This window comes from Aeromonas bestiarum (assembly GCF_028751155.1).
In the GTDB taxonomy this organism is placed as follows: Bacteria; Pseudomonadota; Gammaproteobacteria; order Enterobacterales; family Aeromonadaceae; genus Aeromonas; species Aeromonas bestiarum.
In genome coordinates this window covers 2,423,613-2,446,920 of the sequence record NZ_CP064746.1, presented here as the reverse complement: position 1 = coordinate 2,446,920, position 23,308 = coordinate 2,423,613, and the positions used below count along the sequence as shown (strand labels likewise).

Here is a 23,308-nt window from a genome sequence, read left to right as displayed (position 1 = left end):
CTTGTCATAACTCCAGAAAGTTTTGCAGTAAACGGGCTCCCGCCGCGCCTGAGCGCTCCGGGTGGAATTGGGCACCGAAGAAGTTGTTACGGGCCACGATGGCGGTAAAAGGCGTGCCGTAGTCACAGGTGGCGAGCGTCGCGTCTGTCACCTCCAGGGCGTAGGAGTGGACGAAGTAGAAGTAGCTGCCGCTTGGGATCCCCTTGAGCAGAGGATGGGTCTCGTCGTGTTCAATCTGGTTCCAGCCCATGTGGGGCAGGCGCAGCTGGCCCACCTCCATCAGCCGGATCTTGCCCGGCACTATGCCGAGGCAGTCGATCAGATCGCCGCTGCTGCCATCTGCACTCATGCTCTCTTCGGACGCCTCCGCCAGCATCTGCATGCCGAGGCAAAAGCCCAGCAGCGGCTGTTTGGCGGCGCGAATGAGGGGCACCAGCCCCCGTTCGTTGAGATTCTTCATGGCCGCCACGGCTGTGCCCACCCCGGGCAGGATCAGCTTGTCGGCACTCTCGATATCGGCCGCCTTGCTGGAAACCCGCGGCTGCACGCCGAGGCGCTCGAACGCCATTCTGACCGAGGCCAGATTGGCGCAGCCGGTGTCGATGATGACCAGTTTCTGAGTGCTCATCGTGTGCCCCTACCCATGTCGATTGGCGAGATCCGCACCATCGATGCGGTATCGATAATCACCAGTTTCTGAGAGTTCATTGCCATTACAAGACTCCCTTGCTGGAGGGGAGCTCGCTCCCTTCCACCCGGATGGCCTGGCGCAGGGCGCGGCCAAAGCCCTTGAACAGCGCCTCCACCTGGTGGTGGGTGTTGCCGCTGCCGACCTTCATCTGCAATGTGATGGCCATGGCGTCCGACAAGGAGCGGAAGAAGTGTGGCACCATCTCGGTGGCCATCTCGCCCACGCTGTCGCGGCCAAAGCCGCTCGGGCAGTCAAACACGAAGTAGGGGCGACCGCTCAAGTCCAGGGCGGTACTCACTTCCTGCTCGGTGAGCGGGCGCGCATCGATCACCGCCTGCACCTCGTCCATCGCCAGCACGAAGCCGAAACGGCCTATGCCGCGCTTGTTGCCGAGCGCCTGGCGCATGGCCTGACCCAGCGCCAGCCCCACATCTTCCACCGTGTGGTGATCGTCGATGTGCAGATCGCCGCTCACCTTCAGCTTGAGTCTGAAACCGGCGTGGGTCGCTATCTGATCCAGCATATGATCGAAGAAGCCGATGCCGGTGGCAATCTGGTTGCCGCCGCTCTTGTCGAGATCCACCGCCACCTGGATGCGGGTCTCCTTGGTGTAGCGCTCCACTTCGGCCACGCGTCCCTTGGACAGCAGCTGATCACGTATGGCGAGCCAGTCGTGATCCTGCGGCTGATAGCGAATGCCACGGATGCCCATGTTGTCGGCGAGCTGCAGGTCGGTCTGTCTGTCACCAATCACGAAAGAGTTGGCGAAATCGATGCGACCGGAGGCCAGATATTCCTTCACCAGTCCCAGATTGGGTTTGCGGCAGCTGCAGCCGTCGGTCGGGAAGTGGGGGCAGATCAACACCTGTTCCCAGTGGACCCCTTGCGATTCAAACAGGTGCATCATCAGGTCGTGGGGCGGCTGGAAGTTTTCCAGCGGCAGGCTGGCCGTACCCAGCCCATCCTGGTTGGTCACCATCACCAGCACGTAACCGGCGGCCTGCAGCTCGCGCAGCACAGGGATCACCATGGGTTCGAAGCGCAGCTTGGCGAGGCTGTCCACCTGCTTGTCGGTCACCGGCTCTTCAATCAGGGTGCCGTCGCGGTCGATAAACAAAAACGGGGTCTTCATCAATGACATCCTTATACGCTGGCGGCAGACGGGTTGTTGAGTGGCATCTGGTTGGCCGAGACGTCTCGCAATACTGCGATCACGGCATCCATTTCGCCCTGATAGCCGATGGTGATGCGAATGCTGTTGTCCAGGCCCGGCTTGGTGGAGAAATCCCGCAATATGATGCCGGCGGCCTTCATGGCGGCAAAGACGGTGGCGCCGTCAACGAAGCGCACCAGTATGAAGTTGCCCTTGTCCTCGAAAAGCTCCCGCACGCAGGCCAGGCTGGCCAGCTCGGCCTTGATCATCGCCTTCTGCTTGTTGAGCTCGGTGACCCGCTCCTGCATCAGCTCCAGTCCCATGGGGGAGAGCGCCTGCGTCGCTATCTGGGCGATGGGATCCGGGATGGGGTAGGGAGCTATCACCTTGGCCAGCATGGCGATCACCTCGGGGCTCGCCAGCGTAAAGCCGCAGCGGATCCCGGCCAGGGCAAAGGCCTTGGAGAGGGTGCGGGTCACCACCAGATTGGGGAAGCGGGCCAGCAAGTCCACCACGGACGCCTCTGGACAGAACTCGATATAGGCCTCGTCGACCACGATAATGGCGCGCTTTCTGGCCTTCTCCAGCAGGGCGATCAGGCCGTCGCGCCCCACCAGATCCCCGGTGGGGTTGTTGGGGGAGCAGAGGAACACCAGCTTGACGTCGGAGAGGCGGTCGGCGATGGCGGCCCAGTCCGGCTGACGACTGGCAGTCAAAGGCTGTTCGACGATACCCACACCACAGGTCTCGGCACTGATGGCGTACATGCCGTAGGTGGGCGGGCAGATCAGGATCTGATCCTGCCCCGCCTCGCAGAAGGTGCGAACTAACAGCTCTATGGCCTCGTCGGCACCCCGGCTCACCAGCACCTGACTTGGGCTAACCCCCGCATAGGCGGCGTAGCCGTTGACCACCTCGGTCGGTTGGGGTTCGGGGTAGCGGTTGAGGCGATTTCCCTCGATGGTGAAGGGGTAGGCCTGGGGCGCCTCGTTGGCATTGAGCCAGATGTGGCCCTTGCCGCCGATGCGGCGGGCGGATTGGTAAGGGGTGAGGGCCCGCACCACGCGGCGGGCCAGATTGGCGATGCTCATGACAAATCCTTCTGCGGCTGGTTTGAAAGTGCGCTCAATCTGAGGGTGACGGCGTTTTTGTGGCCATCGAGCCCTTCTGCCTGGGCGATGCGCTGGACTATGGGGCCGAGCCCCTGGATGCCCTCGACGCTGAGCTCCTGCACGGTGTAGCGGCGCTGGTAATCGGCCAGCCCCAGGCTCGAGCAGGTGCGGGCGTAGCCGTAGGTGGGCAAGGTGTGGTTGGTGCCGCTGGCGTAATCGCCGACCGACTCCGGTGTCCATGCCCCAAGGAAGATGGAACCGGCGTTCTCGAGCTTGCCAAGCAGTTCCCGTGGCGCCCGGGTCTGCACTATCAGGTGCTCCGGCGCATAGGCGTTGGAGATGGCGCAGGCCTCGTCCAGGCTGTCGCAGAGGATCACCAGGCTGGCGCCCAGCGCCTTGGCGGCGATCTCGCGGCGACTGAGCCGGGCCAGCTGGCCCTTGATCTCGCCGGCAATGGCATCGGCCAGCAGGGGTGAGGTGGTGACCAGCACCACCTGACTGTCGGGGCCGTGCTCGGCCTGGGAAAGCAGATCTGCAGCCACGAAGGCTGGATTGGCGCTCTCGTCGGCAATCACCAGCACCTCGGAGGGGCCGGCGGGCATGTCGATGGCGGCGCCGCGCCAGTCACGGGAGACCTGGCCCTTGGCCTCGGTCACGTAGGCGTTGCCCGGGCCGAAGATCTTGTCCACCTTGGGGATGCTCTCGCTGCCATAGGCCATGGCGGCGATGGCCTGGGCGCCGCCGATGGCGAATACCTTCTCGACGCCGCAGGCGCGGGCGGCAAACAGTATCTCGTCGCTGGCCGGCGACGGGGTGCAGAGCACCACCTCACGGCAACCAGCTAGGCGTGCCGGAATTGCCAGCATCATGACGGTGGAGGGGAGCGGTGCACTGCCCCCCGGCACATAGAGACCGACCCGGCTGATGGGCTGGGTGCGCAGCTCGCACACCACGCCGGGCTGGGTCTCGACCCGCACCACCGGCTGCACCTGGGCGGCGTGGAAGGTGCGAATATTGGCAATCGCGGCTTCGATGGCACTCTTGATGTCATCGTCCAGTCGGGCGCAGGCGGCCTCGATTTCGGCCTCGCTGACCCGCAGTTGTTCACGGGGCGCGCGTTCGAAACGCAGGCCGAGCTCGCACAGGGCCTCGTCGCCACGGCTGCGCACGGCTGTGATGATCTCCTTGACCACGGCGCCTATGTCCGCCTCGTCATTGAGGGCGGGCCGGGTCAGCACGTCGGTCTGCTGGGCGGGGGAGAGGGTCTTCCAGATCAGGGTCTGCATGGTGTCCCCTCCTTATTCCATCATTTTTTCGATGGGCAGCACCAGGATGGAGCTGGCACCGAGTGCCTTGAGCTGCTCCATGGTTTCCCAGAACAGGGTCTCGCTGGATACCACGTGCAGCGCCACCTGATTGGTGTCACCGGCCAGCTGCATTATGGTGGGGCGCTCGGCGCCGGGCAGCAGATCCGTGATGGCATCGAGTTTGTCTTTCGGGGCGTGCAGCATGATGTACTTGCTCTCGCGCGCCTGCTGCATCCCCTGGATGCGGGGCAGCAGCTTGTCGATCAGCTTCTGCTTGGCCTCATTCAAAGGGTTGGGGGCCTGTACCAGCACAGCCTTGGAGCGGTAGATCACCTCCACCTCTTTGAGGCCGTTGGCCTCCAGGGTCGCGCCTGTGGAGACCAGATCGCAGATGGCATCGGCCAAACCCGCGCGGGGGGCCACTTCCACCGAGCCGCCCAGCATGACGCTCTTGAAATTGAGCCCCTTCTCATCGAAGAAGCGCTTGAGCAGACCCGGGTAGGAGGTGGCGATGCGCTTGCCCGCCAGGCTCTGCGGCCCCGTGTAGGCCACATCGTCCGGCACCGCCAGCGACAGGCGGCAGCCCCCGAAATCGAGCTGCTTGAGGGTTTTCACTTCCGCGGGCAGCCCCTGGGAGGCGCGAATGAGCTGCGCCTCTTCCAGCACGTTCTCACCTATGATGCCAAGGTCGACCACCCCTTCCATCACCAGACCGGGGATGTCGTCATCACGCACCCGCAGTATGTCGATGGGCATGTTTTCCACATGGGCGATAAGGCGCTGCTCGCGCAGGTTGATCTTGAGGCCGCAGCTCTTGAATAGGGCTTGGGAATCCTGGCTCAGACGACCGGACTTTTGCATGGCGATACGCAGGCGTTGTGTTTCCATTTGCTCGATTTCCTTCTAGTCAAAAACGAAAAAACCCTCGGAAGTATGTGCTTCCGAGGGTTTATGAATCTTGCGGTCCTTTTGGAAGTCACCAGTTAAGTGTCTTCCAGCAGCCAACCTCCTGAAAGACTAGTCGGGATGATGATGGTGGTGATGAGTCTTCAGCAGGGTGAACTTCATGTAACTAATCCTTTACAAATAAGATGTCGTAGTTGACGCCCGATTTAAACTACCTTCCTTGACGGAAAAAGCAACTCGAAAATGTGATTCCATCGATTAAAGTTGAGAAAACGGTTTCTTGGTCGATAACTAGACAAGATGCCCCAGAGGAGGCGAGATCATGCCCAGCCAGGACCTGTTGTTCCCCATTTTGCCGCGGGCGCCAGCGACCCCGAGTCCTGACGACATCAAGCGGGAAGTGACCCAGATCAGCCAGAAGCACCAGCTGCGCAAGACCAGCACCGACAACGGTGAGTCCCAGCAACGCCAGCAGGCCTACCCCTCTGCCAAACGTGATCAGCCAAAGCCCGAAGAGGACGATCACAAGCCGGATCCCGAGCACCAGATCGATCTCTTCGTCTGAACGCATTATCAGTCCCGCTTTCACCGCATTTTTGGCATAATGCCCGCTTTTGCTGCGGGACGCCCTTTTGACCATCCAGACCCTGTTCAAGCCAGATGGCCCTCTGGCCAGCCACATCGACGGCTTTGTTGCCCGCGCCCCGCAACTGGCCATGGCCGAGGCCGTCTCCAGCGCCATCAAGAGCGGTGGCCGTCTGCTGGTGGAGGCGGGCACGGGCACCGGCAAGACCTATGCCTATCTAGTGCCGGCGCTGGAGTCCGGCAAGCGGGTGGTGATCAGCACAGGCTCCAAGAACCTGCAGGAGCAGCTCTTCTATCGCGATCTGCCTACCATCACGGGGGCGCTCTCCTACACCCCGCCGGTGGCCCTGCTCAAGGGGCGCAGCAACTACCTGTGCATAGAACGCATGAACCGCCTGCTCAGCGAATCCCATCTGCAAAAGCCGGAAGTCCTCAACGATCTGGTCAAGGTCAAATCCTGGTCCACCGCCACCGACAACGGCGATGTGGGTGATATTCCGGGTCTGCAGGAGAACGCCGAGATCCTGGCCCACGTCACCAGCACCAACGACAACTGCCTCGGCCGCGACTGCCCCTATTACGACGACTGCCATCTGGTGGTGGCCCGCCGCCGCGCCATGGATGCCCAGGTGGTGGTGATCAATCATCACCTCTTCTTCGCCGATATGGCGGTGAAAGACACGGGATTTGGCGAGCTGGTGCCCGAAGCACAGGTTTATGTGTTCGACGAGGCGCACCAGTTGGCGGAGATCGCCACCAACTACTTCGGCAAATCGGTGGGCAGCCGCACCATCCAGGATCTGGCGCAGGATATCCAGCTTGCTTATCGCGCCGAGGCTCACGACATGGGGCAGCTTGGCAAGGCGGCGGACCGGCTCTCCATCGCCAGCCAGGATCTGCGCCTCGCCTTCGGGGTGGACGGTGGCCGTGGCAATACCCGCGACATGTTGCGCCAGCCGCTCTGGGCCCAGGCGCTGGCCCGCCTCAACGATGCTCTCGGGCTCTGTTACGAGGTGCTCAAACTCGCGCTGGGGCGCGGTGAGCAGCTGGATCACGCCTTCGAGCGGATCTGCGAGCTGCGCGCCCGCCTTGGGGAGGTGCTGACCATCAACCAGACCGGTTTCTCCTACTGGTATGACTGCTCGCGGCTGCACTTCTCCCTCAACATCACCCCGCTGTCGGTGGCCGAGCGCTTTGGCGCCGAGGTGCTGCGTCCCGAGGTGGCCTGGATCTTCACCTCCGCCACCCTGACGGTGGACATGCGCTTCGATCACTTTGTGGCCGAACTGGGGCTCGCGGGCAGCGCCGAGCTCATCCTCGACAGCCCGTTTGATTACGCCGAACAGGCGCGGCTGTGCGTGCCCCGTTTTCTGCCCGAGCCCAACGCCTTCGGGCGGGGCGAGCCGCTGGCCCAGCTGATGATCCCCCTCATCAACAAGACGCCGGGGGGCTGTTTCTTCCTCTGCACCAGCCATCAGGTGATGCGCCAGGTGGCCGAGGTGCTGCGCCGCGAGATAGGCCGTACCGTGCTGCTGCAGGGGGAGGACAACAAGCAGCGGCTGCTCAAGGAGTTCGTGGAGAATGGCCGTGCCGTGCTGGTGGCTACCAGCAGCTTCTGGGAGGGGATAGACGTGCGGGGGGCCGCGTTGTCGTGTGTTATCATCGACAAGCTGCCGTTTGCCAGCCCCGACGACCCGCTGCTCAAGGCGCGAGTCGATGATTGCAAGCTCAAGGGGGGCGATCCCTTCGCCGAGCTGCAGTTGCCCAAGGCGGTGATCGCGCTCAAACAGGGGGTGGGACGGCTCATTCGTGATCGCAGTGATCACGGTGTACTGGTCATCTGTGATCCACGCATGGTCAACAAACCCTACGGCGCCACCTTTATCAAGAGCCTGCCCGCCATTCCCCGAACCCGGGAGCTAGGGACGCTGGGGAGTTTCTTCGATCGTGGTGGATAAGACTGCCGGTTATATGCCCTGCACCCGGGAACTAGCAACGTAGGGAAGCTTCTTCGATCGTGGCGAATAGGTGCCCCGCTGATGGGCATCCAGTGGCCTGTTGATGGCAGTTAAGGCTATTTTTTCAAGAGATGCGGCGGCCACGCAGCCCGTATCGAGGTTTTTCATCGAGCCACTTGCAGATAGATGACAGAATTGAACAACGGGCGAGCACAGCTTGCTTGCCTGTTACGTAATTGACTGATTTTATAGAGATTGGAAAGCATGAACGAGTTGAAGATCCTGGCCGTTGATACCGCCACCGAAGCCTGCTCCGCCGCCCTGCTGGTGGGTGACAAGCTGTTCTCCCGTTGGGAAGAGGCGCCGCGGGATCACACCCGCAAAATCTTGCCCATGGTTCAGGCTGTGTTGGACGATGCCGGGATAGCCTTGAGCGAGCTCGATGTCATCGCGTTCGGGCGTGGCCCGGGTTCTTTCACCGGCGTGCGGATCGGGATCAGCGTGGCCCAAGGGCTGGCCTTCGGGGTTGGCGTGCCGCTCATCGGCATCTCCACTCTGGCCGCCATGGCGCAGGGGGCTTATCGGCTGGAAGGCGCCGAGCGGGTGTTGACCGCCATCGATGCGCGCATGGGGGAGGTCTACTTCGGTCAGTACGCGCTGAAGGAGGGCCGCATGCAGCTGGTGGGTGAGGAGGTCGTGAGCGATCCGGCGGCGCTGGTGGCGTCTGGTCCGCTGGCGGGTCGCTGGACCCGTGTCGGCACCGGCTTTGAGACCTATGGCGAGATCCTGGGTGGTCTGGCCGAGGAGGTTGTCATGAGCCAGGTGCGCTTCCCGGCGGCCGTCGACATGCTGCCGCTGGCGCGTGCCGCCTTGCTGGCGGGGGAGGCTGTACCTGTGGAGCAGGCCACCCCGGTATACTTGCGAGACAAGGTAACCTGGAAAAAATTGCCGGGTCGCGAATAAGGGCAGGAAGCGGCGTGGCATGCCTGTCGCCCCTGCCGTAAACCAAGATCCCCATGCCGGACAGGGTCTGGTAACAGGTTCGGTCTTCGGCAAACAGGAGAGTGACATGATGAAACGTGCGATTGTGATAGGGGTAGCGGGCTTGTTGCTCGGCGCGTGCAGCTCCGTGCCCAAGGAGCTGGCCTATGAGCCGGAAAGCCAGCTGGTGGCGTATCAGCCTGCCCTGGCTGGTCAGGAAGGCAAGCCGGCGCGCTGGAGCGGAGTCATCTCGGCGGTGCACAATTTGACGGAAAAGAGTGTCATCGAAATGGTTTATCTGCCGCTCAAACCCAACGGCGTGCCGGAGCAGACCGAGCAGAGCCCGGGTCGGTTCTTCGCTGTCATGAAGGGCTTCGTCGATCCGACCCTGTACGCCAAGGGGCGCAGCCTGACGGTGCTCGGCACTATCGGCAAGCCGGTAGATGGCCAGATTGGCCAGCACAAGTATCGCTTCTCCGTGCTCGATGTCAGCTCCAGCAAGCTGTGGCCGCCGGTGAAGGAGGTGGAGATCCGCTACATGGACCCTTACTTCTACGACCCCTTCTATGATCCCTTCTGGCCGAGACGGCCGCTGCGTCGCTAAGGTTGCTCATGACACTCATCATGCAGGAGAAAATGGTCACCCTGACCGATGGTCGCCGGGTGGCCTTGCTTGACAACGAGCAGCAGGGCAAGCCGCTGCTGATCGCCTTGCACGGCTGGCTCGACAACGGCGCCAGCTTTCTGCCTCTGGCCCCCTATCTGGCTGATTTTCATCTGATCTGCGTCGATCTGCCGGGCCATGGCCACTCGGATCACAAAACCACCCCCTATGTCTTTGTCGACTGGCTGGACGATCTCTACCAGATCGTTCAGGCGGCAGGCTGGCCGCGTTTCAGCCTGCTCGGTCACTCCCTCGGGGCACTGATCGCCTCTGCCTATGCCGGTGTCTTTCCCGAGCAGGTGGAGCGGCTCATCATGCTGGAAGGGCTGGGCCCCTTGAGCCAGCCCGATGAGGAGGTGCCGGCCCAGCTGCGCCGGGCGATGTTAAATCGCAGCCGCACCCGTGAGCGGGTCTCCAATGGTTTTGCCTCCATCGAGGAAGCGGCAATGGCCCGTTGCAAGGTGGCGGACATTGCCCCGAACGCGGCGCGACTTATCTGCGAACGACAACTGGTGGAGCGGGCCGGGCGCTGGCATTGGCGCAGCGACCCCAGATTGCGGGATCTGTCACCACTGCGCATGAGCGAAGGCCAGGCCCAGGCGTTGATCCGGGCCATCCGCTGCCCTGTGCTGTTTATCCGGGGCGAGCAGGGCTTTGCCAGCCTGCTGGCGCAGTGGCAGTTGCGTCATGGCGCATTCGAGCGAATAGAAATGGTCGTTTTGGCGGGAAACCACCATTTTCATATGGAAAATTCGGTCGATACCGCCGTTTGTATCGAAAAATTTTGTCAAATTCGGTAGAATCACCGGCTTTCAATAATTCCAGGTTTGTCTTCCCCCTCACACTTTTTCGTTGTTAATTTGCTGTTAATTGATGTTGCCCTATGTAAATATGTGCGGCATTAGAGCATGAGCTTAAAACAACCGATTTAAATGGATGTGAACAGGGACGGAGGCAACACAGTGAGCGCACAGGTGCTAGTTATGCAGGAGAAGTTCGTGGAAAAAGTCTGGCTGAAGCGTTATCCGGAAGGGGTCCCCGCCGAGATCAACCCAGACCAATACAGCTCCCTGGTCGACATGTTTGAGGCATCGGTGACCGAGTTCGCCGATCAGCCTGCCTTCGTCAACATGGGGCAGACCATCACCTACCGCCGACTGGAAGAGCAGTCCCGCGCCTTTGCCGCCTACCTGCAAAACGAGCTCAAGCTCAGCCAGGGTGATCGGGTGGCGGTGATGATGCCGAACCTGTTGCAATACCCCATCGCCGTGTTCGGCATACTGCGCGCCGGCATGATAGTGGTGAACGTCAACCCGCTCTATACCCCGCGCGAGCTGGAGCATCAGCTCAAGGACTCGGGCGCCAAGGCCATCGTCATCGTCTCCAACTTTGCCCATACCCTGGAAAAAGTGGTCTACGACACCCCGATCAAGCACGTCATCCTGACCCGCATGGGCGACAACCTGGGGCTGGCCAAGGGCACGCTCGTCAACTTCGTGGTGAAATACGTCAAGAAGCTGGTGCCCAAATACAACCTGCCCCACGCCAGCACCATGCGTCAGGCCCTCTCCAAGGGACGCTACCTGCAGTACATCAAGCCTGAGATCACCAACGACGATCTCGCCTTCCTGCAGTACACAGGCGGCACCACAGGCCTCTCCAAGGGGGCCATGCTGACCCATCGCAACATGATCGCCAACGTCGAGCAGTGCCTCGGCGTCTACGGCCCCATGCTGGAGCGGGGCAAGGAGTTCGTGGTCACGGCACTGCCGCTCTACCACGTCTTCGCCCTGACCGTGAACTGCCTGCTGTTCATGCGCATGGGGGGATACAACCTGCTTATCAGCAACCCGCGCGACATCCCGGGCTTCGTCAAAGAGATCAGAAAATACCCCTTCACCTGCATCACAGGGGTCAACACCCTGTTCAATGCCCTGGTCAACAACGGCGAATTCCAGTCGATTGATTTCAGCAAGCTGAAGCTGACCATAGGGGGGGGCATGGCGGTGCAACGGGCGGTGGCCGAACAGTGGAAGGGACTGACTGATACCCCGCTGCTGGAAGGTTATGGCCTGACCGAGTGTTCGCCACTGGTGAGTGTCTGCCCCTACGATCTGCTCGACTACAACGGCTCCATCGGTCTGCCGGTCTGCTCCACCGACATCCGGCTGGTGGATGACGCCGGTCAGGTGATCACCGAGTTTGGCAAGCCCGGCGAGATGCAGGTGCGCGGCCCCCAGGTGATGGTGGGTTACTGGCAGCGTCCAGAGGCGACTGCCGAGGTGATGCAGGATGGTTGGCTCTGTACCGGCGACATCGCCGTGTGCGACGAGCAGGGCTTCTTCAAGATCGTCGATCGCAAGAAGGACATGATCCTGGTCTCGGGTTTCAACGTCTATCCGAACGAGATCGAGGACGTGGTGGCGCTTCACCCCAAGGTGCTGGAAGTGGCGGCGGTCGGTGTGCCGCACAAGGTGTCCGGCGAGCTGGTGAAGATCTTCGTGGTCAAGAAAGATGCAAAACTGCAGGAGGACGAGATTATTGCCCACTGCCGCACACATCTGACTGCCTATAAGGTGCCGAAACTGGTAGAATTTCGCGACGAACTTCCCAAGACCAATGTGGGCAAGATCCTGCGCCGCGTGCTGCGCGACGAGGAAATTGCCAAGCAGCAATAGCGGGCGATGCGCCGCTGTCATGCAAAACCGTGGGTCATGCCACGGTTTTTTCTTTTGGCCCTGATCAACGCGCAGGCAAAGATGCACTATCAACTCATTTCACAGCAAGCCGAACTGGAACAGTATCTCGCTTCCCTGGCCGACGTTCCCCTGGCCATAGATACTGAATTCGTTCGCACCCGCACCTATTACCCCCAACTGGGCCTGTTCCAGATCTATGATGGCGAGCACCTGGCCCTGCTGGATCCCCTGGCCCTGGATCTCACCCCTCTCTGGCAACGGCTTGGCCGGGCAGGGCAGATCGCCATATTGCACGCCTCCGGCGAAGATCTGGAGCTGATCCAGCACGAGGCCGGCCATCTGCCCAATCAGATGCACGACACCCAGCTGGCGACTGCCTTCCTGGGGCACGGCGTCTCGGTGGGCTTCGGCGCCCTGGTCAAGGAGTTCCTCGGGGTGGAGTTGGAGAAGGATCAGGCCCGTACCGACTGGCTGGCCCGTCCGCTCACCGAGCGTCAGCTCGAATACGCGGCGGCCGATGTGTTCTACCTGATGCCGCTCTACGAGAAGGTGATGGCCCGGCTGCACGAGAGCGGCAAGTTTGCCTGGTTCGAGCAGGAGTGTCAGAACCACTCGGCCCGCAAAACCCAGGGTAGCGATCCCCGTCAGGCCTATCTCGAGATAATCAATGCCTGGCAACTGGGGCGCCGTGAACTGGCCATACTGCGCGAGCTGGCCGCCTGGCGTCAGCAAGAAGCGGTACGGCGGGATCTGGCCCTCAACTTCGTGGTCAAGGAGCTGCACCTGTTCAAGGTGGCGGAGCGCAAACCCACGTCGCTGCGCGATCTCAACGAGCTGGGGCTGGCTCCCATCGAGATCAAGATCCACGGCAAGCGGATGCTGGACATAGTCGCGACGGCCCAGCAGAGCGACCCTGCGAGCTGGCCAGAGCCCATTCGCCGGCTGGTGGATTATCCCCAGTACAAGGCCGAGCTCAAGCGCATCAAGGGAATGGTGGAAGAGAAGGCCAAGGCCAGCAACATTCCGCCGGAACTGGTGGCGAGCAAGAAGATCATTCACCAGTACTTCACCTGGAGCTGGCGCATGAGCGATGAAGAGCGCGCTCGCGCCGACAAGCCCATGCTGCTGCAAGGGTGGCGTCATGAGCTGGTGGGTCACCTGCTGGCATAATAAGCGACACAGTCAACAATGGGCCCGATGGGCCCATTTTTTTATCTGTCTCACTATACCTCACTGCAGCGGGTAGCGGTAGCGTGCGAGGATCTGCCCATATTCCGGGCTCTGCAGCAGCGCCCGGATGGCCTCGTCGAGCCGTTGCAACTGCTGGGGCGTGGTGGTGCGGCGGCTCAACATCAGATGGACCGGGGTCTGCTGGATAGTGAGCAGTGTGGCCAGCTCATCGAGTGGCATGCCAACGAGGCTCAGCTCCTGCAGCCCCATGGGATCCATGACCACACCCTGGATGCGGCCTGCCAGCAGCAATTTCACCAGCTGATCCAGCCGCAGCCTGACGAGCAGGCGATCCTTCAGCTGGGGAGATTGCATGAAGGCACGAAAATCCACGCCATAGTCAAAGTCGCGCAGCATGCCTATGGTGAATTCGGGGCGAGGCAGCAGATCGGAGAGCTGGGCTATCCCCTGCCAGCGTGACACATCCTGGCGCCGGATGAGCAGCACAGTCTCTTCATTGCGATAGGGAATGGAAAAGCGGGCGAACTGTTCGCGCTGGGCGGTTTGACTGGCGGACATGGCCAACTGTATGGAGCCGAACTCCAGCTCGCGCAGCACGCGGGCCCAGGGCATCTCGCTGTAACTGGCGTCAAAACCGGCCCGGCTGAAGATGGCCTCCAGCAAGTCGATGTCCAGCCCCTGCAACTGCTGCTGTTCATCGCGAAAGCTGAACGGATGCCAGCTTGACCAGCCCACGACCAGTGACTCCTGTGCCCAGGCGGTGCAGCACAGACACCATAACAACAAGACTCTGTACACGGATCTGTCCCTGTTCAGCGTGGTTGTTGTTGATTATTGGATAGAAACGGCAGGCTGACCAGCCCGGAAGCGAGGATGCACGAATGTGCATCCCTCAGAGTTCGTGGGCGTGGAATCCCTTGCGATAGCGGGCTTCGCAGCGCGGGCAGCGTTGCAGGGTCGGATCCTGTTCGAGCTGCTCTATGGCAAGCGGTTCTTCGCAATCGGAACAGAGGCCATAGAGACCCAGATCCATTTGACAAAGCGCTGCATCGATCCGCTTGAGGTTGGCCACGCTCTGCTCCACCTTGGGCAAGTCGAGGCGACTGGTCAGATCCACCAGCTGATCCCGTTCGCAGTGATCCACTTTTTCCGCCCACTCGTCACGCCGACAGGCTTTGAGCTGACCGATCAGCTCTTCTCTTACTTGCGCCCAGTCAGTCAGCAGGCGATCACGCCACACGGCCAACCGAGCTTGCGTCATTTCACACACACTAGCCCCCAACAGACGAATTACAAATCCAGGGCAGTATAGGGAGACGACAGGATTATCAAGATGATATGCGTCAAGTAAAGGACGGTTAGATCACAGTTTTCGAGGCTTGCAGCAAGGCCTCCCGGATGGGAGCCGTCTCTTTGTGCAGCCGGATGTCGCGAAACAGCAGGTCGGCTTGCGGGTATTCCCGCTTCAGGTAGCTGAACCACTGCTTGATGCGGCTGGGGTAGTAGTCCGCCTTCTCGCTGGCCAGATCCTGCTCCGTGTAGTTCACCATCAGCTGCAACACCTGGGCCCAGCTCATGTGGGCACAGCCTGTCTTCATCACGTTGGCCAGGTTGGGCAGGGAGATGGCGCCGCGCCCCACCATGAGGGCATCACAGCCGGAGACGCGGGCACAGGTCAGCGCATCCTGATGATCCCAGATCTCGCCGTTGGCGGTGACCGGGATGGGCAGGGCGCGGCGGATGGCATCCACATACTCCCAGTGGGCCGGAGCCTTGTAGCCTTCGCGCTTGGTGCGGGCATGCACCGCCAGCTCGTTGGCCCCCGCCTGATAGACGGCCTGGGCGTTCTCCAGGTAGAGATCCTTGTCATCGTATCCGAGGCGGATCTTGGCGCTGACCGGCAGGTGGGCGGGCACCGCCTCCCGTACCGCCTTGACGATGCGGTAGATGGTGTCGGGTTCTTTGAGCAAGACGGCGCCGCCCTTGCTCTTGTTCACCGTGGGGGCAGGGCAGCCGAAGTTGAGATCGACTCCGGGGGAGCCTAGTTCAATGGCGCGCACCGCGTTCTCGGCCAGCCATTCGGGGTGTTGCCCCAGCAGTTGCACCCGTACCGGGGTGCCGGCGCGGGTCTTGCCGCCCTGCTTGAGTTCGGGGCAGAGGCGATAAAACACCTTGGCAGGCAGCAGCTGATCGACCACGCGGATAAATTCGCTGACGCAGAGGTCGTAGTCGTTGACGGAGGTGAGTACCTCCCGCATCAGGTGATCCAGCACCCCCTGCATGGGGGCCAAAATAACGCGCATAGCTGCTTCCGAAGACAAGGGGAGAAAAAAGAGCGCAGATTGTAGTGGCAATGGCCGGTCTTGTCAGCCGTCAGCCCACTCGTTGAGCGTAATCAGCCGCCGCTCGCGGGGCTGAGCTGTCAGCTTTTGGGTCAACTCTGTTAGGCTAAGCAGAGCTGGATGGAAGAGGAGTGGCCATGAAACGTTGGTGTCTGATGGGATTGGGCTGGTTGGCATTCGTCACCGGCATCATAGGAATCGTGTTGCCGCTGTTGCCGACCACCCCCTTCATGTTGTTGGCGGCGGCGCTGTTTGCCCGCTCGTCCCCCCGTTTTCACCGCTGGCTGCTGGCTCACCCCTGGTTTGGTCCCCCCATCGCCGATTGGCAGCAGTATCGCGGCATTCGCCGCCACGCCCGACGCCGGGCCATCATCTTCATCCTGCTCTCTTTCTCGGTGTCGCTGGCGGTGGTGCCCCTGCTGTGGGTCAGGCTGCTGCTCATTGCCATAATGGTGATCCTGCTCACCTGGTTAATGCGTCTGCCGGTACTGGAGCCAGTTGCAATGGCGAAGTGAAGTCCCTAAGCTATTGCGGCAATAATGCTATGGAGTCGGCCTGTCATTTTGCGTGACGGGCCTTTTTATTTCCCGCTGGCGGGAATCGAGAAATACGGCCACGCCTGGGCTCAAAAAATAAGCGGTCAAACAATGAATCCGGATACCCTGAAATTTATCGAAGCGAGCATCAAGACCATCCCCGACTATCCGAAGCCGGGCATTCTGTTTCGTGACATCACCAGCCTGATAGAGAACGCGGAGGCCTTCAAAGCCACCATCGATCTGCTGGCTGAGCATTATCGTGATCAAGGGATCACCAAGATCGTCGGCACCGAGGCCCGCGGCTTCATCTTTGGTGCGCCGGTCGCCTTCGCCATGGGCCTGGGATTTGTGCCTGTGCGCAAGCCGGGCAAGTTGCCCCGCGACGTGATCGAGGAGTCCTATGCCCTCGAATACGGTACCGACACCCTGCAACTGCACACAGATGCCATAGTGCCGGGTGACAAGGTGCTGGTCGTCGATGATCTGCTGGCCACCGGCGGCACCGTCGATGCGACCGTCAAGCTCATCCGCCGTGCCGGTGGTGATGTGGCCGATGCGGCCTTCATCATCTCCCTGCCATCTCTGGGCGGGGATGCTCGCCTGACGGCGGCCGGCATCAAGGTCGTCTCACTGGTCGAACTGGCCGGCGAGTAATCCCCCAGGATGCAACGCAGGCCTCGTCAGCCTGCTGCGTGTCCCGAAACCGGTGCCCATCCGGGCATCGGTTTGAAATTCAAGCGATCCCTCCCGACCTCGCCGATAGCCGATACAGCCCGCCTGGCATTTGTGTTAGCATTCTGCCTCAATGCCTTGTCATCCCTGCATCGAGACTTATGAGCTATCAGGTTCTGGCGCGTAAATGGCGCCCCCATACGTTTGAACAAGTGGTAGGCCAGCACCATGTGCTGACCGCCTTGACCAACGCCCTGGATCAGGGACGGCTGCATCACGCCTATCTGCTGAGCGGTACCCGTGGGGTTGGCAAGACCACCATAGCCCGCATTCTGGCCAAGAGTCTCAATTGCGAGCAGGGGATCAGCAGCCATCCGTGCGGTGTGTGCGACACCTGCCGCGAGATCGATCAGGGCAATTTTGTCGATCTGCTGGAGATCGATGCGGCGTCCCGCACCAAGGTGGAAGACACCCGCGAGCTGCTCGACAACGTGCAGTACCGGCCGGCCCGTGGCCGCTTCAAGGTCTACCTCATCGATGAGGTACACATGTTGTCGCGCCACAGCTTCAACGCCCTGCTCAAAACCCTGGAAGAGCCGCCCCCCTATGTGAAGTTCCTGCTGGCCACCACGGATCCGCAGAAGCTGCCCATTACCATCCTCTCCCGCTGCCTGCAGTTCCATCTCAAGAGTCTGGATCAGACCCAGATCGCCAAGCAGCTGGAGTGGGTGCTGGATCAGGAGGGGCAACCGTTCGAGCCGCGCGCCCTGCAGGCCCTGGCCAAATCGGCCGACGGCAGCATGCGCGATGCCCTGAGCCTGACCGATCAGGCGCTGGCCCACGGCAATGGCAGCGTACGCCTCGAGAGCGTGCTGGCCATGCTGGGGACGCTGGATCATCGCCACCTTCACCAGTTGCTGGAGGCCATCCTGCGCCAGGATGCCCCGGCGACCATGGCCAAGATCACCGAGATTGCGACCCTGGGGCCCGATTTTGATCAGCTGCACGCCGAGCTGGAAGGGCTGCTCCATCGCATCGCCATGGCCCAGCTGCTGCCCGCCACCGTACAGGAGCAGGGGGCTGATGCCGATGCCCTGTTGCAGCTGGCCCAGGCCATGAGCCCGGAAGAGGTGCAGCTTTGCTACCAGATAGTGCTGGGGGGGCGCAAGGATCTGCCCTGGGCGCCCGATGGTCGCACCGCGCTCGAGATGACTTGCCTGCGCATGCTGGCGTTCTCACCGCGCCGTGAGGCCGTGCACCCGGCCAACCTTGCCGCGCTGCCGCCCGGACTTGCCGTGGCAGGAAGGACCGCACCGGCCCCGCTGGGAAAGCCACAGGGGGTTGAGCCAGCCCCCGCTTCGGCCACAGCGACTGTGGCCCAACCGGCTGTATCTGGTGATGCTCCGCCCCCCACGCCGGGGGAGCACACCCTTGTGCAGGCCGAGCCTGTCATCCTCTCTGCTACGGATGAGCAAGAGAGCGCCAGCGATGCGCTGAGTGCGCCGCTGTTTGCCGAGCAGGACGAGTTGCTGCGTGAGGCGCAGCAGATGGGCTATGAGGGATCCTCTGGCGCGAGTGAGCCAATGGCGCCAGTCAGCGAGAATGACCCTGCGATGCAGGATGCCTCATTGGCAGCACCGCCATCCCCCGAGCCTCATATGGAAGAGGCTCCCGTTGCCAAGCCGGAAGCTGCGCCCTCAGCCGCGTCCAGCATGCAGAGTCTGCTGGGCAAGCGCAATTTGCTGCGCAGCCGCCTGCGTGGTGAGCCAGGAGCCACCGCCGTTGCGTCTGCACCTCCTCGCGTTGCGCCCACCCGACCGGTGGCGGCCCCCGAGGCCGGCCCGATCGCGCCGCCCGCATCCCCCGCTTGGCAAGCCGCCGCCGTGGTGCCGGCCCAGAGTTCAGCGGTAGCGGGTTATGAGGATCTGCCGCCGCTCGATGCCTATGACGACAGTGGCAGCGACTATGAAGAGTATCTGAGCCAGGGCTTTAGCGATGCCGCTGCCAGTGCCCCTATGCCGAACCGGGTGCCGACGGCCAGCGCCGGGCCTGCCTATGGTCAGGCTGCCCCGGCTCAGGCTCCCGCCAGAGCGAGTCCCAACCCGGACGATCTGCCACCCTGGGATCTGGACGGTACGCCGGCCGCGAGGGCGCAGGTAGCGCCTGCCGTGCCCAGCCCCAGCACCGCCCCCGCGACGCCCCGGGTTGCTGCTGCCAGCGAACCACAGCCGACGACGGCCTCCGTGATGGAGACCATCGACTGGGATGAGCTGGAGAGCGACAGCCAACCCGAGGAGGGGGAAGAGGTCGCCAGACTGATCCCGTCCTCCTTGCTGGTCAACTGCGGCGATCCCTGGGCCGAGTTGATTGCCCGCACCGGGGTCGGTGGCCGGTTGCGTCAGCTGGCGATCAACTCCGTCATGCGCCAGCAGGGAGACACTGTGCTGCTGACCCTCAAGCCCGAGCAGCGCCACCTCATCAGCGATCGGGCCCGCGCCGATCTGGCCGAGATCATAGGCCCCGAGCTGGGTCAGGCCGTGCAGGTGGAGGTGACCCTGGGCCTGGTGCCCGAGCAGGAGACGCCGCTGGAGATAGAGCATCGCCTCTATCTGGGCGTGCGCGAGCAGGTAAGCCGGGATCTGGAGCAGGATCCCAACGTGCAGTTTTTAGTTCAGCGATTCGGCGCCGTGCTCCACCACGAGAGCATAGAACCGCTCAGCAATTGAATTCGATGCTTAATACCCATGCCGGGCCTTGTGCCCGGTTGAAAAGCGGTTTGCTTGTCCCCATCTAGGACAGACAAGCCCACAGCCCGGCGCTGGATGCCGGATTTCAAGACGAGAGACGACATATGTTTGGTAAAGGTGGAATGGGGAACCTGATGAAGCAGGCCCAACAGATGCAAGAGCGCATGCAGAAGATGCAAGAGCAGCTTGCCCAGATGGAAGTGGTCGGCGAAGCCGGTGCTGGCATGGTCAAGGTCACCATGGCCGGCAGCCACAGCGTGCGTCGCATCGAGATCGACCCGAGCCTGATGGAAGATGACAAAGAGATGATCGAAGATCTGGTCGCTGCCGCCGTCAACGATGCCGTTCGTCGTGTGGAAGAGCAGAACAAGACCAAGATGGGCGAACTGACCGGTGGCATGCAACTGCCCCCGGGCATGAAGCTGCCCTTCTAAGGATGTCAATCCAATGCTTCGACAGGGGCGCGGGCTAAGGGCCAGAGCGGTCTGATGTTCCCGCGATGTGGCGCAGGGTGGGTGTTTCATACCTTCCCCATCTGGCATGGCAAGCCCCATCAAGCATGACCAGAACGCAGTTGATGCAGGCACTCTGTATCAGCTGCGTTTTTTTATGCGTGCGTGCCAATCCAGCCCCTGTTGTGGCGGGTCCATGGCTGCTGTGCAAAAAAGGAAGGCGCCCTCGGGCACCTTCCTGGTTTGTGCACGCGCTTGCGCTTTATCACCAGCGTTGCCACCTCGCTTAACTCAGCCAGCCTGCCGCCATGGCCAGCTTGCCGCAGAGTGCGGCCAGCACTATGCCGAGCAGGGTGCGCAGGAACCAGATCACTACCAGCTGACTCACACTCACCGGGATCCTGGTGGCCAGGATGCAGGGAATGGAGGCGGAGAAGAAGAGGACAGAGCTGACCGACACCACTGCGGTGACATAGCGCACCAGCAGATCCGCGTCCTTGAGCAGGATGGCGGGCAGGAACATCTCCGCCAAGCCGGCCGAGAGCGATCTGGCTGTCTCCAGAGGCTCGCCCAGATCAAGCAACCAGGTCAGGGGCCACAGCAGCCAACCCAGCAGATCGAACAAGGGGGTGTGCTGTGCCAGCAGCAGGCCGAGCAGGCCGACCGACAATATGGTAGGCACCACGGCGGCCGCCATGCTGAGGCCATCTTTGAGGTTGTCCTGCAACTGGCGCAGCACTGGGTCCGCCTGACGGGATTGAGCCAGCCCGGATGCCAGTGCGGCTTGCCAGCGGCGCATGCCGGCTGGCAGTGGCTCATCGGTCTCCCCGTGATGGGCCATGTTGGAGATGGGGGGCACGCGCGCCAGAATGGCGGTGATGACAAAGGTGATCACCAGGGTGGACCAGAAATAGAAGTTCCAGTGTTCCATCAGGTTGAGGGTCTTGGCCACAATGATCATGAAGGCGGCCGACACGGTGGAAAACCCGGTGGCTATGATGACGGCTTCCCGCACAGTGTATTTGCCCGCGAGGAAGACCCGGTTGGTGATGAGCAGACCAACCGAATAGCTGCCGACGAACGAGGCCACCGCATCGATGGCGGAGTGTCCCGGTGTGCGCCATAGCGGGCGCATCACGGGCTGCATCAGTACCCCGATCAGTTCCAGCAGGCCGAAGCCGAGCAGGAAGGTGAGGGCCATGGCACCTATGGGGACTATGAGGCCGACCGACATGGCCAGCTTGTCGAACAGAAAGGGCAGGCGATCCGGGGTCATCAGCCAGGTCGGTCCCAGCTCGGCGACATGCATCACTGCCAGCCCAAGACCGAGCAGCTTGAACAGGCTCAGGAGCCGGTCGATGGGACGCGCGCGCCAGCGGCCATCCAGCAGCGGAGTCACGGCCCCATAAGCGATCAGCAGCAGGATCAATCCCACCGCCAATGGCCGCTGTGCCATCAGCAAGCCAGCCAGATGATCCACCAGTATGGTGCTGCGTCCCGCCAGCTCGAACGGGATGAAAAAGATGGCGATACCAAGCAGGCTGGTCAGCAACAGCTTGATGCTGGCACCTGATTTTGTGGGGGCTATGAGTACATTGTCCTGTTCCATACTTCCATTTCTCCTTGGGGTGTGACACCTGCCCGACATCTGACTGAGCTAATTGTATATACAATATCGTTGCCGGCCCATAAATTAAACACAAAATTAACCAATGTGAAACATTTGCACTTTGAGTCCGGCGTGAGAGGGCGAGCGGATGGCAACGTCGATGGTGAGCTGGGTGCAGGGGAGGCAAAGGGTGGCGAGTGGGGTAGTCAGCCTGGCTGGGTAGATGGGCAGCAAAGGGGAGGCTCGCGCTCAGACAAGATGTGGCGCTGTCGTGCGGGCATCGCCAGACCAAGAATAACTTGGCCAGGGGAGGCGGGGAGCGGGAGCTTTATTGGAACCGGGCCGGTCGTCGGGGCCAAAGGGGGAAAAATGCGAGGTTTGTCGTGGGATACGGATCTCGCCGTGATGGGAACCCTGATGATGATAAAAAAATCTATAGCGACAAAAATCATATAAAACATTAACTTGGATTTCAGATTTTCGCTTTCGCTCATCCTTATGTACTTTCATCATTACTATTTATGGATCAGTTATAAAACCTTTGTTCATTTGACTACTTTTCGGGTTTCTCATTGCAGAGTAAGATGCCACTTCAATAAAAATAAGAATTAGGAGTTCGGGTGTGAAGGCATTAGCAAAAGAAAGGGTATCGCCCTATATAAGCCAGTTATATGAGTGCGGTATTAATGACTCTGACATTAAGTTGGTGGTGGATCAGTTCCGCTCCGATGTGTCGGGGAGTTCCTCGCTGTTTCTGTTACGGGATGATGACAAGAGCGACGGGATAAAACTCTTCTCCAGTGGGCTGACGGAGGCCCAGCAGCAGTTCTATGTGCAGCACCATCGCCAGGATGTGTGGTTCAATCACTATCTGGACAAGGGCTGCCAGGGCATAGTCAATGCCACCACATTGTCCAATTCGACCGGGCTGCTGGCCAGTTTCGGTGCCCAGTTTGCGGCCGGAGGCGTCTGCCGGGTGAAGGGGCGGGGCCTTAGCAGCCTGTGCACCTATCGCGGTGCCAGCCAGGATGACTTCAGCGCTCAGGATATCTCCTCGCTGACGGAGGTTTATTCTGGTCTTGCGGCCTGGAGCCACCATTATTGGAACCTGCTGGCCCTGGAAACCCAGAACTATCAGCTGCAGCAACTGGTTAAAAACCATAATAAGCCCAGCGCCATCGTCGATGATAAAGGTCATATCCATTATTCCAATGTGGCCTTCAATCGTATCTCCGATGAGAATGTGGAACTGCGGGCCATCAATGGTATTTTCTCGCTGCAAAATAAGGATCAACAACGCCAGTTCAAGGAGATCCTGAATGGCTTTGCCTACTTGTTGCCGGGGGCAAGCGCTTATATGTCGATTCCCCGTCAGGCCAATTTAAGGCCGCTGTTGATCCAGTGCACCCTGATGAGCGGCCTCAGCCGGTTCGAGCGCTATGTGGAAGTGGTGCTGCGGGATCCCGAGCACTCCTTCAATCCCGATATAGAAGCGCTGGCCAGCCTCTATCCGCTCACCATAGGCGAGAAGGAGCTGCTGGTGCTGATGAGCAAGGGTTACAGCAGCAACGACATCGCCGAGCTGCGCGGTGTCAAGGTAGAAACCGTCCGCTCGACCCTCAAGGGGGTGTTCAAGAAGACCGACTGCCACAGTCAGAACGAGCTGCTACTGTTGCTGCAATCCATCTCCTGATCCGGTG

Annotated in this window: 21 protein-coding genes and 1 other annotated feature; of the genes, 12 read left to right on the top strand and 9 right to left on the bottom strand. The window is 61.1% G+C overall.

The features are described 5' to 3' along the window. Positions 1-4: 4 nt before the first annotated feature. The 5 genes from hisH to hisG all read right to left on the bottom strand — a co-directional run bounded on the left by hisH (position 5) and on the right by hisG (position 5,151). Positions 5-628 carry an imidazole glycerol phosphate synthase subunit HisH gene (gene hisH, locus IU367_RS11380; protein WP_274451914.1) on the bottom strand — a complete coding sequence of 208 codons (624 nt, stop codon included), beginning with the start codon at positions 626-628 and terminating at the stop codon, positions 5-7. 85 nt (positions 629-713) lie between these two features. Further along, entirely contained in the window at positions 714-1,823 is a 1,110-nt protein-coding gene (hisB, locus tag IU367_RS11375; protein WP_241324916.1) for a bifunctional histidinol-phosphatase/imidazoleglycerol-phosphate dehydratase HisB, read from the bottom strand. Positions 1,824-1,834: 11 nt separating this feature from the next. Next, a complete protein-coding gene (gene hisC / locus IU367_RS11370) occupies positions 1,835-2,935 on the bottom strand; it encodes a histidinol-phosphate transaminase (RefSeq protein WP_274451913.1) in 1,101 nt (366 codons plus the stop codon). After that, a complete protein-coding gene (gene hisD / locus IU367_RS11365) occupies positions 2,932-4,242 on the bottom strand; it encodes a histidinol dehydrogenase (protein WP_274451912.1) in 1,311 nt (436 codons plus the stop codon). The genes hisC and hisD overlap by 4 nt, the downstream gene beginning before the upstream one ends. A gap of 12 nt (positions 4,243-4,254) precedes the next feature. Then, positions 4,255-5,151, bottom strand: coding sequence for an ATP phosphoribosyltransferase (gene hisG / locus IU367_RS11360; protein WP_043134870.1), 897 nt, complete (start codon positions 5,149-5,151; stop codon positions 4,255-4,257). Between the two features lie 25 nt (positions 5,152-5,176). Then, positions 5,177-5,305: a sequence feature (His leader region), on the bottom strand. A 186-nt stretch (positions 5,306-5,491) separates the two neighbouring features. Between hisG and IU367_RS11355 the strand changes: the two genes are divergently transcribed. The 7 genes from IU367_RS11355 (at position 5,492) to rnd (ending at position 13,226) form a co-directional block, all read left to right on the top strand. Continuing rightward, positions 5,492-5,734: a hypothetical protein gene (locus tag IU367_RS11355; protein ID WP_043134867.1), complete on the top strand. Its 243-nt coding sequence runs from the start codon at positions 5,492-5,494 to the stop codon at positions 5,732-5,734. Positions 5,735-5,801: 67 nt separating this feature from the next. After that, a complete protein-coding gene (locus tag IU367_RS11350; RefSeq protein ID WP_274451911.1) occupies positions 5,802-7,712 on the top strand; it encodes a DNA repair helicase YoaA in 1,911 nt (636 codons plus the stop codon). 264 nt (positions 7,713-7,976) lie between these two features. Beyond that, the gene (tsaB, locus tag IU367_RS11345) at positions 7,977-8,675 is read left to right on the top strand and encodes a tRNA (adenosine(37)-N6)-threonylcarbamoyltransferase complex dimerization subunit type 1 TsaB (protein ID WP_274451910.1); all 699 of its coding nucleotides are present in this window, start codon (positions 7,977-7,979) and stop codon (positions 8,673-8,675) included. Between the two features lie 106 nt (positions 8,676-8,781). Continuing rightward, the gene (locus tag IU367_RS11340; protein ID WP_098984091.1) at positions 8,782-9,297 is read left to right on the top strand and encodes a Slp family lipoprotein; all 516 of its coding nucleotides are present in this window, start codon (positions 8,782-8,784) and stop codon (positions 9,295-9,297) included. Between the two features lie 8 nt (positions 9,298-9,305). Beyond that, complete coding sequence (locus IU367_RS11335; protein WP_274451909.1) at positions 9,306-10,157, top strand: alpha/beta fold hydrolase; 852 nt, start codon at positions 9,306-9,308, stop codon at positions 10,155-10,157. Between the two features lie 198 nt (positions 10,158-10,355). Next, positions 10,356-12,035, top strand: a complete 1,680-nt coding sequence (gene fadD / locus IU367_RS11330; protein WP_274454377.1) for a long-chain-fatty-acid--CoA ligase FadD — start codon at positions 10,356-10,358, stop codon at positions 12,033-12,035. A gap of 81 nt (positions 12,036-12,116) precedes the next feature. Beyond that, entirely contained in the window at positions 12,117-13,226 is a 1,110-nt protein-coding gene (rnd, locus tag IU367_RS11325) for a ribonuclease D (protein ID WP_274451908.1), read from the top strand. 60 nt (positions 13,227-13,286) lie between these two features. Here the strand turns inward: rnd and IU367_RS11320 are convergent, their stop codons facing one another. The 3 genes from IU367_RS11320 to dusC form a co-directional block, all read right to left on the bottom strand. Further along, a complete protein-coding gene (locus IU367_RS11320) occupies positions 13,287-14,045 on the bottom strand; it encodes a substrate-binding periplasmic protein (RefSeq protein WP_274451907.1) in 759 nt (252 codons plus the stop codon). Positions 14,046-14,139: 94 nt separating this feature from the next. Then, the gene (locus IU367_RS11315; RefSeq protein ID WP_274451906.1) at positions 14,140-14,508 is read right to left on the bottom strand and encodes a TraR/DksA family transcriptional regulator; all 369 of its coding nucleotides are present in this window, start codon (positions 14,506-14,508) and stop codon (positions 14,140-14,142) included. A 97-nt stretch (positions 14,509-14,605) separates the two neighbouring features. Beyond that, positions 14,606-15,550 (bottom strand): tRNA dihydrouridine(16) synthase DusC, encoded by a 945-nt coding sequence (gene dusC, locus IU367_RS11310; protein WP_274451905.1) that lies wholly within the window; start codon positions 15,548-15,550, stop codon positions 14,606-14,608. A gap of 176 nt (positions 15,551-15,726) precedes the next feature. On the opposite strand from dusC, the gene IU367_RS11305 reads away from it, so the two are divergent. From IU367_RS11305 to IU367_RS11290, 4 genes are all read left to right on the top strand, one after another. Further along, complete coding sequence (locus IU367_RS11305; RefSeq protein ID WP_042871295.1) at positions 15,727-16,104, top strand: YbaN family protein; 378 nt, start codon at positions 15,727-15,729, stop codon at positions 16,102-16,104. Positions 16,105-16,236: 132 nt separating this feature from the next. Beyond that, positions 16,237-16,782, top strand: coding sequence for an adenine phosphoribosyltransferase (gene apt, locus IU367_RS11300; protein ID WP_043134853.1), 546 nt, complete (start codon positions 16,237-16,239; stop codon positions 16,780-16,782). A 179-nt stretch (positions 16,783-16,961) separates the two neighbouring features. Next, positions 16,962-19,526, top strand: a complete 2,565-nt coding sequence (gene dnaX / locus IU367_RS11295; RefSeq protein ID WP_274451904.1) for a DNA polymerase III subunit gamma/tau — start codon at positions 16,962-16,964, stop codon at positions 19,524-19,526. 125 nt (positions 19,527-19,651) lie between these two features. Next, the gene (locus IU367_RS11290; protein WP_042037688.1) at positions 19,652-19,981 is read left to right on the top strand and encodes a YbaB/EbfC family nucleoid-associated protein; all 330 of its coding nucleotides are present in this window, start codon (positions 19,652-19,654) and stop codon (positions 19,979-19,981) included. Between the two features lie 304 nt (positions 19,982-20,285). Here the strand turns inward: IU367_RS11290 and IU367_RS11285 are convergent, their stop codons facing one another. Further along, positions 20,286-21,608, bottom strand: coding sequence for a YjiH family protein (locus tag IU367_RS11285; RefSeq protein ID WP_274451903.1), 1,323 nt, complete (start codon positions 21,606-21,608; stop codon positions 20,286-20,288). Between the two features lie 622 nt (positions 21,609-22,230). Here IU367_RS11285 and IU367_RS11280 point away from each other — a divergent pair. Next, positions 22,231-23,301, top strand: coding sequence for a helix-turn-helix transcriptional regulator (locus tag IU367_RS11280; protein WP_043134848.1), 1,071 nt, complete (start codon positions 22,231-22,233; stop codon positions 23,299-23,301). Positions 23,302-23,308 lie beyond the last annotated feature (7 nt).

Coding starts and splice junctions, on each gene's coding strand:
- IU367_RS11285 (WP_274451903.1), bottom strand. CDS start 21,608: ATGGAACAGGACAATGTACTCATAGCCCCCACAAAATCAGGTGCCAGC.
- hisB (WP_241324916.1), bottom strand. CDS start 1,823: ATGAAGACCCCGTTTTTGTTTATCGACCGCGACGGCACCCTGATTGAA.
- hisG (WP_043134870.1), bottom strand. CDS start 5,151: ATGGAAACACAACGCCTGCGTATCGCCATGCAAAAGTCCGGTCGTCTG.
- IU367_RS11290 (WP_042037688.1), top strand. CDS start 19,652: ATGTTTGGTAAAGGTGGAATGGGGAACCTGATGAAGCAGGCCCAACAG.
- hisC (WP_274451913.1), bottom strand. CDS start 2,935: ATGAGCATCGCCAATCTGGCCCGCCGCGTGGTGCGGGCCCTCACCCCT.
- tsaB (WP_274451910.1), top strand. CDS start 7,977: ATGAACGAGTTGAAGATCCTGGCCGTTGATACCGCCACCGAAGCCTGC.
- IU367_RS11305 (WP_042871295.1), top strand. CDS start 15,727: ATGAAACGTTGGTGTCTGATGGGATTGGGCTGGTTGGCATTCGTCACC.
- rnd (WP_274451908.1), top strand. CDS start 12,117: ATGCACTATCAACTCATTTCACAGCAAGCCGAACTGGAACAGTATCTC.
- dusC (WP_274451905.1), bottom strand. CDS start 15,550: ATGCGCGTTATTTTGGCCCCCATGCAGGGGGTGCTGGATCACCTGATG.
- IU367_RS11315 (WP_274451906.1), bottom strand. CDS start 14,508: ATGACGCAAGCTCGGTTGGCCGTGTGGCGTGATCGCCTGCTGACTGAC.
- hisD (WP_274451912.1), bottom strand. CDS start 4,242: ATGCAGACCCTGATCTGGAAGACCCTCTCCCCCGCCCAGCAGACCGAC.
- apt (WP_043134853.1), top strand. CDS start 16,237: ATGAATCCGGATACCCTGAAATTTATCGAAGCGAGCATCAAGACCATC.
- IU367_RS11340 (WP_098984091.1), top strand. CDS start 8,782: ATGATGAAACGTGCGATTGTGATAGGGGTAGCGGGCTTGTTGCTCGGC.
- IU367_RS11355 (WP_043134867.1), top strand. CDS start 5,492: ATGCCCAGCCAGGACCTGTTGTTCCCCATTTTGCCGCGGGCGCCAGCG.
- dnaX (WP_274451904.1), top strand. CDS start 16,962: ATGAGCTATCAGGTTCTGGCGCGTAAATGGCGCCCCCATACGTTTGAA.
- hisH (WP_274451914.1), bottom strand. CDS start 628: ATGAGCACTCAGAAACTGGTCATCATCGACACCGGCTGCGCCAATCTG.
- IU367_RS11335 (WP_274451909.1), top strand. CDS start 9,306: ATGACACTCATCATGCAGGAGAAAATGGTCACCCTGACCGATGGTCGC.